This is a genomic window from Ruoffia sp. FAM 24228, assembly GCF_045528575.1.
Classification (GTDB): domain Bacteria; phylum Bacillota; class Bacilli; order Lactobacillales; family Aerococcaceae; genus Ruoffia; species Ruoffia halotolerans.
In genome coordinates this window covers 1-13,102 of sequence record NZ_JBGQQZ010000068.1, presented here as the reverse complement: position 1 = coordinate 13,102, position 13,102 = coordinate 1, and the positions used below count along the sequence as shown (strand labels likewise).

Here is a 13,102-nt window from a genome sequence, read left to right as displayed (position 1 = left end):
AGCCAAGTGAATTCTCCTTTTAGTAATGTATGGTAACTTTATTATATAGGAATTCACTGGCTTTTGTGTACATACAAAAAAAGGTGTCAGTGAGATTTCTCTCACCAACACCAAAAATTCAAGAACCGGATAAAGTTACCAATATTAACTGCACCTAGAATTAGAATCATAATAAAAATATAAGTTCTAAATTTGTCAGTGTCTATTTTGTTGTAAATTTTTCTTCCGATATACATGGCTAAAGCAACGACTGGAACTGAAAAGGCGAAGTAAATAGCCACATCCCAATTCCAAAAGCCACTTAAAGCATGACCGGAAATAACAAATACGCTCGAGATCAAGAAATGAGATTGAACTGTTCCGAGAAACTGACGTGGCGTCCAATCACGGGCCGCAGCATAAAGTACCACTGGAATACCGTTCATATTGTAGGCACTCCCTAACATACCGCCTAGAAATCCGAATGGATAAGAGTAATTTGGATTTTCAAATTTTGCTTGTAAGTAATCTCGACGCGCGGGTGAGGCCGTGAGTGAATACATTGAATAAATCACTAAGACACTCCCTAAAATCAAGTTAATCACTGACTGTTCTGCAAAGCGAACTAGAATCAGTCCAACCGGAATCCCGATGATTGTTGCGAGTGTTAATTTCTTAATCACGACTGGATCTTTATCTTTCCAACCTCTTTGAATTGACATTAACGCAGTTGTCATCCCAGTCAGACCAATTAATGACACCGATACTGAAAATGGAATCGGTAGTAGCGCTAATAATGGCATACTTACAACTGAGTCCCCAAAACCAAAGGTTGCACGCATGAGTGAGCCTAAAAAGACCGCTCCAACAACCATTAAAATTAGAGTATAATCCATCAAATAACCTCTTTCACTTAAATTTCAACTCTTTGAGTGTAGCATAGACTAAAGGGGGCGTCTATTAAGGAAAGGGGCATTTAGACAACAAAAAGCCCGAACACCCCCCATGTTCGAGCCTTCTTAAATTAAGCTTCTAAATCTTCACCATTTGTTGCGATAACTTTTTTGTACCACTCAAATGAATCTTTTTTCGAACGGTCGAGAGTTCCGTTCCCTTCGTTATCACGGTCAACATAAATCATTCCGTAACGTTTTTTCATTTCACCGGTAGTAAATGAAACTAAGTCAATAATTCCCCAAGGAGTGTAACCCATTAATTCAACGCCATCATAATCGACTGCTTTGATTAACTCTTCGATATGGCCTTTTAAGTAGTTAATACGCTCTGGGTCATGGATGCTGTCGTCTTCTTCAACCGTGTCTATAGCTCCAAAACCATTTTCAACGATGAATAAAGGAACTTGATAACGATCCCACAAGCGATTTAATACATAACGTAAACCAACAGGGTCAATTGTCCAGCCCCAATCACTAGCTGATAAGTAAGGATTGTCAACTTGATAAGGAATCTTACCATGAACGTTTGCTTCCTCATCTTCACCTTGCCCGCTATTAATATCAACCGCATTCGACATGTAGTAACTGAACCCTAGATAATCAACGGTTCCATTAGCTAAAATATCTGCGTCACCGTCTTTCATTGGAATATTCAGGCCTTCACGTTCGAATTCTTTTAGAGCATAATTTGGATAGTAACCATTTACTTGAACATCTGGGAAGAAGTAACGTAGACGCATTGATTCTTCAGCAAGCATCACGTTTTTAGGGTCTGAATTGATTGGATAGATTGGAATATGAGAAACCATTGCGCCAATTTCAAAATCCGGATTAATTTCTTTACCAATCGCAACAGCTTTTGCACTTGCTAAAAGAACATTATGCGCAGTTGTATACATGACTTCTTTAGGATTCTCGCCTTCTTTAACTTGAACCCCGACGTTCGTCCATAAGAAGATTGGATTCGAATAATCCATCATGTTATTAATTTCATTGAAAGTCATCCAATATTTTACTTTATCTTTATAACGGTTAAATACAACTTCAGCGAATTTTACAAAGAAATCAATGACTTAACGGTTTCTAAATCCACCATATTCATGAGCCAAATGCAGCGGCATTTCAAAGTGAGTTAAGGTAATCACCGGTTCGATATCATGCTTTAATAACTCATCGAAAAGATCATCATAAAATTGTAGACCTTCTTCATTCGGTTCTGCTTCGTCACCTTTTGGAAAAATACGCGTCCAGTTAATTGACGTACGGAGCGCTTTTAAGCCCATCTCAGCGAATAACGCCACATCTTCTTTATAACGATGATAGAAATCAATCGCTTCGTGGTTTGGATAGTATTTACCGGCTTCAACGGTTTCTGTAATTTCACGCGGTTGTCCGTTCGCACCTGCGGTCATTATATCCGCAACGCTCGGCCCTTTACCACCTGCATTCCAGCCACCCTCTAATTGATGGGCAGCTACTGCCCCGCCCCATAAGAAATCTTTTGGTAATTTACTCATAAATATATCCTCCTCATTCTTTGTCAATCTTCATATTTTTAAAATATTGATCAGTACAGGTATAATTTTAATTATACCTGTACACTTTGTCAAGTTAAAGCTTCTATGATATATTAATGAGGACAAACAAACTAAGTAAAGGACTAATAACATGCTTAAATATGAATATACAGCAAAAGAAATAATTAAATATATAGAAGCTAATAATTTAAAGCAAGGTGATAAATTACCTAGCTTAGATGAATTAGTTTCCAAATTTGAAGTAAGTAAGAACACTGTCATTAAAGCCTTGGATGAGTTAGAAAGCCACGGATTAATTTATCAAGTAAGAGGGAGTGGTATTTTTGTTCGAGGACGTAGACATAAAGGCTATATTAACCTTATGGAGATTCAAGGTTTTGACAGCATGTTGCGCGAATTCGATATAACATCCACTGTCTTAGAGTTAAAAGAAGTCATCCCGTCTGAAACCGTTCAGGCACATCTACAAATCGACGCTGATCAACCAGTTTATTACTTGAAGCGACTCCGTTATATCGAGGGACGCATCTTTTGTATTGAAGAATCTTACTTTGATAAAAATATCGTCATGTATTTGAATGAACAAATCGCAAAAGAGTCCGTCTTTAATTACTTAACGAACAATCTAAAACTGCAAATCAGTTTCTTAGACCATTACCTCAGAGTTGGTAAGTTAAACCAACAAAATGCCGTTTACTTAGAATTACAAGAAGGCGACCCAGGTATTCAAGTCGAATCGATCTTTTACTTGGCTAATGGTGTGCCATTTGATTATTCAAAAATCATCTACCATTATGAAGAGTCACAGTTCTTTATTCAAGGAAATAGCTACTACAACTTAATGAACTAAAAAAAGAGCAGGCATCTTAGAATCAATGATTCTAAGATGCCTGCTCTCGCTATATTTAATGTTCAGTCTTTCGGATTAACAAGTTAAAGATTAATTGTGTAATAAAAACGATAATTAAGATCAACACAGTTGCGACTAGGATAACGTCCATACGACTACGTTGGTAACCTCTCGCAATAGCCATCGTACCTAATCCACCCCCACCAACAGTTCCGGCCATCGCTGTTAAACCAATGACGTTAATAACGGTTGAGGCACTTACACGTAATAAAGCTGTTAACCCTTCGCGTAAATAAACACGCGTAATAATATCAAAACTTGATGATCCCATGGCTTCAGCAGCTTCAACTACCCCTGGATTAACCTCTAATAAGGCAATCTCAACTTGACGAGCAAAGAATGGAATCGTACTTACAATAATTGGAATTGTTGCAGCTGTTGGTCCAATCGTTGTTCCAACAATCGCTCTTGTTACATTTATTAATAAGGCCAGTAAAATAATAAATGGAATTGATCGGAAGATATTCACCAGTGAATCTAAGACCTTATAAACGACTTTATTCTCTAAAATCCCATTGAAACCAGTCACTGTCATAATAATACCCAGTATCAAACCGATTAAACCACCGATTCCAATAGATACGAGCATCATATAAACTGTTTCCCAAATGGCTTCCACAAATTCTTCTCTTAATTCCCAAGCATATGGAATGTGTGTTTCTAAAAATGTAACAATACCTGACGACACTTCTTTCGAACTACTTCCAATTGTTAAGACTAATTCGCTCATGTTATCCCTCCCTCTTCACGTATTCTTTTACTAAATCATTAAATCTTTGTGTGCTGACATCACTATTTTCAAGATGCTCAATCACTTTATCAACATTCTCTGATGTCCCTTCGACTGCGATTAACATATTCCCAATCGGTGTATTTTGTAAAATTTCCACATGTCCGTAAAGGATATTGACGTTTACATCAAATTCGCGTACTAAGTTACTTAAGATGGGTTTCGTTGTTTCATCTCCAACGTAACTCAAGCGAATAATCTCACCATTCTCATCAATGTTTTGAATCATTGGATGCGTGAGGACTAAACCGATTTCTTGGTCAAAGTGCGTGGCTGTATTAATAAATTCTTTTGTTAATGATTTTTGAGGATTTGTGAACATATCAACGATTGAACCTTGTTCTAATACATGCCCGTCTTCCATAACAGCTACGCGGTGACATAGGTCTTTGACTACAGACATCTCATGTGTAATAATCACGATGGTTAAACCTAATTGTTCGTTTAATTTGCGTAATAAATCTAGGATTGACGATGTTGTCTTGGGATCCAAAGCACTTGTTGCCTCATCACATAAAAGAACGTCTGGATCATTCGCTAAGGCACGCGCAATCGCGACACGTTGTTTTTGACCTCCAGATAATTGACTTGGATAATTATCTGTCTTCTCTTCTAAACCAACGAGATCTAATAACTCAGCCACTTTATGAGCGACCTCATCTTTACTTAAGCCACTTCCTTTTAACGGAAAAGCGACATTATCAAAAATTGTACGCGAATCCATTAAGTTAAAATGTTGGAAAATCATTCCAATCTTTTTACGCGCTCCACGTAATTCTTTCTTACTTAATTTTTGCATTTCTTGTCCATTTACCGTAACCGTTCCTTGTGTGGGGGGCTGTAGTAAGTTAATCGTACGTACTAAGGTACTTTTACCTGCCCCACTGTAGCCAACAATTCCGAATATTTCACCGCGATCAACTGTAATATTCACGTCTTTAACCGCCGTGACAACTTTGTCATCATTACTAAAAATAACATCGATATCTTTTAGTTCAATCAATTTTTTATCCTCCTATCTATACAAAAAAAACACATTCATCTCTTTAAAAAAGGACGAATGTGCATAAAAAGTTCGTGGTACCACCTTAATTCGCCAAACCATTACTAGCCTAGCCTCATACAGTACAAATCTCTAAGAAAATATTTATACTGCGACGATGTTAACGGTTGTTTCCGTTCATTCTTACTTATCTTCAGAATGACCGCTCCATGGCCATGTTCACAAGCTATCTCTTTACTCACTTTCACCATCTGCGAGCTCTCTTTGAAAGATGTCACTTCTTACTTACCATTTCATAGCGTTTAGTTTTTTTTTATCTGTGTGTAAGCATATCTAAAAATGAGAATAATGTCAATGCACTTTATGTAATTCTCATAATCAAAAACAGCAAAAACTACAACACTTAAAACGCACACTATCACTTCAATCTTCCTAAATTTTAATAATTATGGTATTATGAGGTTGTTATTAAGATTAAAATCAGATGAGTTTATTCTATACAATGCAATACGTAGGAGGAATATATATGACAAAAAGAAATACAAAAGAAACGTTAAAATCTATTAAACCGAGTCCGATTCGTGCCTTTAATGATAAAATTTCAGGTATCGAAGGCTTAATTAAATTAACCTTAGGTGAACCAGATTTTCCAACACCTCGTTTCATTAAAGATGCAGCAATTCAATCTATCGATAAAAGTTTTAACGGATACAGCCATTCAAAAGGGTTAGCTGAATTACGTGAAACGATTAGCGGTTATTTAAAACGTAAGTACGACCTAGATTACCGTGCTGAAGATCAAATTATTGTAACCGTGGGTGCGACTGAAGCAATTTTCGTTTCACTATATGCATTACTAAACCCTGGTGATAAAGTTGTTGCCGCTGCGCCGAACTATGCCGTTTACAAAACTCAAGTAAACTTAACTGGTGGGGAATTTGTACCGGTAGACGTAACAGAAGATGACTTCATCTTAACGCCAGAACGCTTAGACAAAGTGTTGACTGAAGATAAAGACATTAAAGTCTTATTAATGAACCACCCATCAAACCCAACAGGACATACTTATACAGCTGAGCAAATCGAAGGCCTTGCTGAAGTCGTTAAAAAACATGATATTTGGGTGATTTCAGATGAAATCTATGCAGAGTTAACTTACAAAGGCAAACACGTCTCAGTAGCTAAATATCTTCCAGAACACACTATTTTAATCAATGGTGCATCTAAATCGCATTCTATGACTGGATGGCGTATGGGGATTGTTGCGGGGCCTGCAGATGTCTTAAAACAAATTTTTGTTATTCATCAAGGTGCAATCAATGCGCCAACAACGCAAGCACAATTTGCTGGACTTGCTGCTTACTCAGAAGAAGGAGACGCAGCCATTGAAGAAATGCGCTTAGAATACAAGATCCGTCGTGATTACTTATTGGGCCGATTCCGCGATATGGGCTTCGATGTCTCAACACCGAATGGTGCCTTCTATCTATTCATCAAGATTCCAGATTGGTTTGAAGGCGACGACATGGACTTCTGTCTTAAAGTTGCTCACGAAGCAAAAGTTGGTCTAGTGCCTGGTCAAGCATTCGGTGAAGCTGGTAAAAACTACTTCCGTCTAAGTTATGCTGCAAATCTAGAAAACCTAGAAACAGCCGTTGACCGTATTGAAGCTTTTGTTGAAGAAAATAAACCTAAATAAGTATAGTGATAATTATCAACACCTCCAAGTGACGCTTGGAGGTGTTCTTTGTATTGGTTAATCAGTGGTTAAGTAGAAGAATTATTATTTATTCTTCCGGTTAAACCGATTAAATGGAAGAATATTTTATTATTGTTCTGGTTAAAGTGATTAAATGGAACAATTCTCGCCTATCCTTCCAGTTACCACCCGAATCTTTAAAAATCTGCAAAGAAAAAACACACAGCGGACTGTGTGTTTTTATTGTTAATGAAAAACGGTTTGTTGCTTTGTGGCTCTAGAATTGCACTACACCTAAGAGTGTTGCAGCTATTAATGTAATGATACTTGCTGCCCACATAATTGGTAAGTTTGCTTTAATATGCTCACCAATGGTTGTACCAGCCAATGATACCCCAACGTAGTTGGCAGCAACTGTTGGACTGATGTAAGTACCATAAGTACCTGTAATTAAGAATGTAGCAGCAACTGTCGATGCTGAAATTCCGAATGGCTCTACAATTCCGATTACAATTGGAAGTAATGCGAAGTAGAACGCGTCTGTACCAAGAACCATCATTAATGGTACTGAGAATAATGCTAAGAACCAGTGTGTGTGTGGTGCGATAAATTCTGGTAATGCGTTAATAATTGTTGTAGCCATTGCTTCAACCATTCCAGAACCTTCGATAACACCAATAAAGATACCTACGGCGAATAATGTCATCGTCATAACGATAGCGTTATTACCATATTCTTGGATCTTCTTACCTTGTTCTTTCACTGATCTAAAGTTACCTAAGATTGCGAATGCGTATGCAACCATGAAGATAAAGTGCATTGGTAAACCAGTATCGATAAATAATAGAGCTAACATAATTAATGTTACAACTAAGTTATAGATGTAAAGACCTTTGCTTGTTTTTGGTTCTGCGTCAGCAGTATCTGCTAAGTCAGCAATATTAATGTTTCCATCAACACCTGAACCTTCACGTTTACGACGTGAGTTAATCACAGCATTCACGATTGCTAATAAGAACATTACAATTACAGCTGGGAAGATGAATGAATAAAGTTCAGAAACCTCTACCCCTGCTACAGAAGCCGAACGAATTGTTGGTCCACCCCAAGGGATAATATTCATCGCTGACATTAGTCCAACAACTGTTCCTAAGAATACTACTGGACGAACGCCTAACTTATCCATAATTGGTTTAAATGCTGGAATTACGATTAAGTAAGTTGAAGCACCACTACCATCTAAGTGAGATACAACAGCAACTAGTAAAACCGCGATAAAGATTGCAGTAATTTTGTTACCAACTTTACTAATTACAAAGTCCACTAACGGGTCGAATAACCCCTGTTCGGACATTAATGTAAAGAATGAGATCGAGAATAAGAACAGAACTGCAGTGTTTAAGATAGACGCCAATCCATCGTTAACGTATAAACTTATATCCGCAATACTTGCTCCAGAAATTACTGCTGCGATCAGTGGTAAAATGATGAAAGCCATCGGTGGAGACATTTTCTCTCCGATTAAGACAAACATCAATATGATTATGAGTATAAAACCTATTATTGCTAAATACATATTTTCCTCCTATATATATATTATTTTGTGAAACTTCCCTCAAACACTCATTAAGAAACCGTTTACAGTTACATTCTAATATAGTAATCCTATTAAAACAATATGCGCACTGTCTTTTAACTGTTCTTTACATGTGTATTTCTTCACATAAAACCCAATAGACAATCACTTATCCTAAAAGGATATTTGCGATTGCTTCTTGTGATTCTTCAATTGAGTGTTTGCGAGAACGAGCACATTCTTTAGCTGGACGGTCGCAAATATAACATTGACGCTTTCCTACTCCAACCTCTTCACGCTTCAAACTGCTTAATTTTCCGTCTTCTAATTTAACAACATCTAAATCAAAGACACGGCCTTTTGAATGCGTTTCTTCAAGTGCCACCATTCTTTTTTTCAATTCAATACTATCAATATCCACAAAGAAATATGCTTCTGGCCCAGTTGGCAAGTTCAAATCTTCTGAAAACTGAACCGTCACATCGTCTAACTTTGCTTTTATTTCTGTCAGCATTTCTTCAAAGACACCCACTAGATAAAGAGATGTTTTAATATTACCTGGTATATTCAAAGTGACAGATAATAATGAACCCGGAGAATGTTGATTAATAATCTGGGTCTGTCTGAATGCACGTTTTTCACGCGCATCCAGCATCTCCATTAAACTCACTTCCGGGCCATTAAATACTTCATCCTTATACATTGCGAACAACGTCGATCATCGTACCATCACGGTATTGAATTAAAGCAACGTCTTTCTCTCCATATTCAATTGGTTGAGGTGTTCCTACTATTGCGTAAGCTTTCTCTTTTAATTCTTCAATTGTAAATTGTGGAATATCAACGTTCTTGAAGTGTTCTACTAAATCTTGACGTTGTGGATTAATGGCAATACCAATTTCAGTAACAACTACGTCAACACTTGATCCTGGTGTAATGACTGTGTTAACTTGCTCAACAACAGTCGGTATTCTTCCTCGAACTAACGGTGAGATAACTAATGACATCTTACTTGCTGATGCTGTATCTGGGTGACCACCAATGGCTCCACGAATTACTCCGTCTGATCCAGTAACAACGTTAACGTTGAAGTCTGTATCGATTTCAAGTGCCGATAAAATACATACATCCAACTGGTTGATCGCAGCCCCTTTAAATAATGGGGAAGCGTAGAAAATCGCGTCAATTTCCGTATGCTCAGGATTACGTCCTAATGATTCTCCTGATGGTGCATCGAAGTCTTGAACATCAATTAATTTATCTACTAAACCTTCTTCATGTAGCTCCACCATTGCATTTGTAATACCACCTAAAGCAAAGCTAGCAGTGATATTTTCTTTAATCATATCTTCACGTAAGTAACGAGATACAGCTAATGATGCACCACCTGTACCTGTTTGGAATGAGAATTTATCTTTAAAGTATGGTGAGTTCGTAATCACTTGGTTAGCGTATTTTGCGATAACTAATTCTTTAGGGTTTTGCGTGAATCGAGTTGCCCCTTTAGCAATCCCTGAAGGATTTCCGATAGCATCAACTTCAACAACATAGTCAACATCTGTTTGAGGAATGCTAATTGGTGTATTTGGATAAGGCATTAATGAGTCTGTAATGGCTACAACGTTGTCTGCATATCTTGCATCCACTTTCGCGTAACCTAATGAGCCACAAATTGCTTTACCTTTAGTACCATTTATATTTCCATAGGCATCTGAACTTGGCGCACCTATGAAGGCAACATCAATTTTGATTTCGCCTGATGCAATTGCTTGTGCACGTCCACCATGAGAACGTAGTACAACTGGGTTTTTCATAATTCCGTCTGAAACTGCTGCTCCGACTTTATCACGTAAACCGCTTGATGTAATGTTTGTGACTACACCATTTTTAATGTGTTCGATTAATGGCTCATGAACGTTAGCAATTGAACTTGGTGCAATCGTTAAATCTTTAATTCCCATTGCTGCAATCTCATCCATGACCATGTTTAGTACATAGTCACCTTCACGGAAGTGGTGGTGGAAAGAAATTGTCATACCGTCTTTAAGTCCTGTTTTTTCAATCGCTTCACGTAAGCTACCTACTAATTTGTCATCACCTAGTTTAATAGGATTGATTTTACGGATAGTCTCTTCATATTGTGTGCTGTATTTAGATTCTTCTCCATAAGCACCGTATTGATCAACAATATGTTGTGGAATATCGCGACCGACTGTATTCTTAACCATAATTATAGTTCCTCCTCTGTAATGATATTCGCTGCTTTAGCTAAAGCAATCACACGCTCAGCACGTTCAACGATTGGCTTATCAACCATTTTTCCGTTAACAGAGATAACCCCTGAACCTTTTTCTTCAGCTTCTTGAATTGCCCAAATAATTTCTTTTGCATTGTCAATTTCTTTTTGTGTTGGTGCGTATTCATCATGAACAATTGGAATTTGACGAGGGTTGATAATTGATTTTCCATCGAAACCTAATTGTTTAATACGTTGTACTTCATTTCTGAAGCCTTCTTCGTTATCTACGTCTGAATAAACAGTATCTAAAGCTGCAATACCTGCATCTCTCGCTGCATGTAGAATGAAGCTACGTGCGAAGAATAATTCTTCTCCAGTGGCACTTCTTTCAGTCTTCATGTTTGTCACGTAGTCTTCTGCTCCTAGAGCGATACCGATTAAGCGGTCTGACGCGTGAGCAATCTCACGTACATTTAAAATACCTGTAGCTGATTCGATCGCAGCCATAATATTTGTTGTACCCACTTCGATGCCGTTTTCTCTCTCAACTCGTTCGATAACAGCTTCCACGTCTTTGATTTCTTGTGCATTTTCAGTTTTTGGTAAACGAATCACGTTCACGCCACCTAATACTGATGCTTCGATATCCTGATCTCCACCAGCTTTTAAATCGTTAATACGAACAACCGTTTCAACGTTACTATAGTCAATATTTTTTAATGCATTATGTACTAACATACGTGCAGTATCTTTCTCGTTCAATGATACAGCATCTTCTAAATCAAACATTACTGCATCTGAGCCGTATAAAGGTGCATCTCTAAGCATTGCTGCGTTAGCACCAGGCACAAACATCATCGTTCTTCTTAAACGCTCCATGTTGCAATCTCCTTCCAGTTAAATGTAGTTTCATCAGCAGCGCGATAAACAGCTGCAATTGTTCTTGCTTGAACGGTACAATCTAATGCACCTTGGTCAACAGCAGTTACTTTTGCGTTTTCCACTCCAAGTTTTTCTAAAGTTTCTTTGATGACTTTACGGATTTGTGCTCCGAATTGTTTCTCTACACTACTTTCTAGTTCAATCACGATACCATTATCTGATTGGGCCACAGTGACCATAATGTCAGATGACTCTACCGTCCCTGCGACACCATTTTGTTTAATTTCCATCTTTTTCACCTCAAATTTATTTTTTGTTTTGAATATAGTCGTACGTTGTACTTGGAACTAAGTTTTTAATGCTTTCTGGATGACCTTCCGAAAGTGCTTGACGTACTTTCGTTGCACTAATCACTTCACCTTCTACTTCTAATCTTGGAATAATTTCTAATTCCAAATCATCTTGAAAAACTTCGCTCATACTTTCGTTATAAATCTCTGTTACGCGTGAATAGGGCTCTTTACCGACGAGGCGGTGTCTGATATTAAGAATCGGAGCCACTCTTTCTTTAAATAACGTAGCATCAACCGTTGCTTGAATTCGTGCGACACTTTCTTGAGCACGATCTCGCAAGAAGTACGATGGGAATGTTGCCGAAGAGACCATATAATCATTCGTTGGTAAGACAATGATATTTGTCATGTCAGCGGTTGCACGTTTTACCAACATCATCCGCTCCTCATCATTAAATTCAGAACGATCTTCAGACAGAACGAATACATACACGTAATCACTTCGTTTGGCTGTTTCTTCAATTAAGTGAAGGTGTCCTTTAGTAATCGGGTTGGCGTTCATAACGACTGCGCCATTGTTTCCTTCTTTTTTATGATTACTTAACATAGATAAGTAATCTTCAAAATTAGGATGACCAAATTCCATGAAGGTAACATTCGACGTCTCTACAATCTTATTAAAGCCTAGTGATTTAAAGTAAACACTATTCTTTGGACATGTATAGACGAAATAATGATTTGAGCCATTACTTCTTAGTTGATCCATTAGATGGACAACAATATCCGTCAGAAAGTTTTCTGATTGATAGTCTGAATGAACGGCTACACATTTAATAACGTTGCCAGCATATGAACCAGTAGCAACGAGATCATCACCTTTATAAATACCGACTGTATAATCGGTCTGTTCCTGAGTGCTTAAGTTGGAAGCTTCTAATAAATCTTCCCAATCTTTGCGTGTACTTTGGCTTCGATGAATCCATAAACGTTTCGTTGTATACACTATCATCTTCCTTTTTTATTGACTAAAAGTTCTATTGCCTGCCCCAAACCAATATTGTATGAAGAAAATCATTTATTTCTTCATTCCACTATTTATTATATATTAATTTTTTGATTTGTCAAATTAAGCTAGACAAAACTGCTTCATCTAAGTAACTCAAAAATACTTCCAACGGTGTTCGGTAGTGTAAGGATTTCCGTGGAATCGTGTTCCGTTTGTGTGCAATCGATGACA

General features: G+C 37.5%; 11 protein-coding genes, 2 pseudogenes and 1 other annotated feature. Of the genes and pseudogenes, 2 read left to right on the top strand and 11 right to left on the bottom strand.

What is annotated here, in order from left to right; translation table 11 throughout:
• Nucleotides 1–101: 101 nt before the first annotated feature.
• Both ACEN33_RS10365 and ACEN33_RS10360 read right to left on the bottom strand, forming a co-directional pair.
• Nucleotides 102–875, bottom strand: a complete 774-nt coding sequence (locus ACEN33_RS10365; RefSeq protein ID WP_407095034.1) for a sulfite exporter TauE/SafE family protein — start codon at nucleotides 873–875, stop codon at nucleotides 102–104.
• A 128-nt stretch (nucleotides 876–1,003) separates the two neighbouring features.
• Nucleotides 1,004–2,452: pseudogene (locus ACEN33_RS10360) on the bottom strand (6-phospho-beta-glucosidase).
• Nucleotides 2,453–2,603: 151 nt separating this feature from the next.
• On the opposite strand from ACEN33_RS10360, the gene ACEN33_RS10355 reads away from it, so the two are divergent.
• Complete coding sequence (locus tag ACEN33_RS10355) at nucleotides 2,604–3,323, top strand: GntR family transcriptional regulator (protein ID WP_407095033.1); 720 nt, start codon at nucleotides 2,604–2,606, stop codon at nucleotides 3,321–3,323.
• Between the two features lie 55 nt (nucleotides 3,324–3,378).
• On the opposite strand, the gene ACEN33_RS10350 is transcribed toward ACEN33_RS10355, so the two are convergent.
• Complete coding sequence (locus tag ACEN33_RS10350; protein ID WP_407089828.1) at nucleotides 3,379–4,059, bottom strand: methionine ABC transporter permease; 681 nt, start codon at nucleotides 4,057–4,059, stop codon at nucleotides 3,379–3,381.
• 55 nt (nucleotides 4,060–4,114) lie between these two features.
• On the bottom strand, nucleotides 4,115–5,176 hold the full coding sequence (locus tag ACEN33_RS10345) for a methionine ABC transporter ATP-binding protein (RefSeq protein WP_138403872.1): 1,062 nt from the start codon (nucleotides 5,174–5,176) through the stop codon (nucleotides 4,115–4,117).
• Between the two features lie 46 nt (nucleotides 5,177–5,222).
• Nucleotides 5,223–5,482, bottom strand: a binding site (T-box leader).
• Between the two features lie 220 nt (nucleotides 5,483–5,702).
• Between ACEN33_RS10345 and ACEN33_RS10340 the strand changes: the two genes are divergently transcribed.
• On the top strand, nucleotides 5,703–6,875 hold the full coding sequence (locus tag ACEN33_RS10340) for an aminotransferase class I/II-fold pyridoxal phosphate-dependent enzyme (RefSeq protein WP_407095031.1): 1,173 nt from the start codon (nucleotides 5,703–5,705) through the stop codon (nucleotides 6,873–6,875).
• 277 nt (nucleotides 6,876–7,152) lie between these two features.
• Here the strand turns inward: ACEN33_RS10340 and ACEN33_RS10335 are convergent, their stop codons facing one another.
• The 7 genes and pseudogenes from ACEN33_RS10335 to ACEN33_RS10305 form a co-directional block, all read right to left on the bottom strand.
• Entirely contained in the window at nucleotides 7,153–8,451 is a 1,299-nt protein-coding gene (locus tag ACEN33_RS10335) for an SLC13 family permease (protein ID WP_407095030.1), read from the bottom strand.
• A 169-nt stretch (nucleotides 8,452–8,620) separates the two neighbouring features.
• The gene (gene citX / locus ACEN33_RS10330; protein ID WP_407089787.1) at nucleotides 8,621–9,154 is read right to left on the bottom strand and encodes a citrate lyase holo-[acyl-carrier protein] synthase; all 534 of its coding nucleotides are present in this window, start codon (nucleotides 9,152–9,154) and stop codon (nucleotides 8,621–8,623) included.
• Entirely contained in the window at nucleotides 9,147–10,679 is a 1,533-nt protein-coding gene (gene citF, locus ACEN33_RS10325) for a citrate lyase subunit alpha (RefSeq protein ID WP_407095029.1), read from the bottom strand. Before citF ends, citX begins: the two co-directional genes overlap by 8 nt.
• Before the next feature lie 2 nt (nucleotides 10,680–10,681).
• Entirely contained in the window at nucleotides 10,682–11,569 is an 888-nt protein-coding gene (gene citE / locus ACEN33_RS10320; protein WP_138403877.1) for a citrate (pro-3S)-lyase subunit beta, read from the bottom strand.
• Nucleotides 11,557–11,862, bottom strand: a complete 306-nt coding sequence (gene citD / locus ACEN33_RS10315) for a citrate lyase acyl carrier protein (RefSeq protein WP_218930095.1) — start codon at nucleotides 11,860–11,862, stop codon at nucleotides 11,557–11,559. Before citD ends, citE begins: the two co-directional genes overlap by 13 nt.
• Nucleotides 11,863–11,878: 16 nt before the next feature.
• Entirely contained in the window at nucleotides 11,879–12,874 is a 996-nt protein-coding gene (gene citC, locus ACEN33_RS10310; protein WP_407095028.1) for a [citrate (pro-3S)-lyase] ligase, read from the bottom strand.
• 112 nt (nucleotides 12,875–12,986) lie between these two features.
• A pseudogene (locus ACEN33_RS10305) lies at nucleotides 12,987–13,102 on the bottom strand (IS30 family transposase); the annotation flags it as partial.

Excerpts from the sequence above, each read along its gene's own strand:
- ACEN33_RS10365 (WP_407095034.1), bottom strand. The coding sequence starts at position 875 with ATGGATTATACTCTAATTTTAATGGTTGTTGGAGCGGTCTTTTTAGGC.
- ACEN33_RS10355 (WP_407095033.1), top strand. The coding sequence starts at position 2,604 with ATGCTTAAATATGAATATACAGCAAAAGAAATAATTAAATATATAGAA.
- ACEN33_RS10340 (WP_407095031.1), top strand. The coding sequence starts at position 5,703 with ATGACAAAAAGAAATACAAAAGAAACGTTAAAATCTATTAAACCGAGT.
- ACEN33_RS10335 (WP_407095030.1), bottom strand. The coding sequence starts at position 8,451 with ATGTATTTAGCAATAATAGGTTTTATACTCATAATCATATTGATGTTT.
- citX (WP_407089787.1), bottom strand. The coding sequence starts at position 9,154 with ATGTATAAGGATGAAGTATTTAATGGCCCGGAAGTGAGTTTAATGGAG.
- citF (WP_407095029.1), bottom strand. The coding sequence starts at position 10,679 with ATGGTTAAGAATACAGTCGGTCGCGATATTCCACAACATATTGTTGAT.
- citE (WP_138403877.1), bottom strand. The coding sequence starts at position 11,569 with ATGGAGCGTTTAAGAAGAACGATGATGTTTGTGCCTGGTGCTAACGCA.
- citD (WP_218930095.1), bottom strand. The coding sequence starts at position 11,862 with ATGGAAATTAAACAAAATGGTGTCGCAGGGACGGTAGAGTCATCTGAC.
- citC (WP_407095028.1), bottom strand. The coding sequence starts at position 12,874 with ATGATAGTGTATACAACGAAACGTTTATGGATTCATCGAAGCCAAAGT.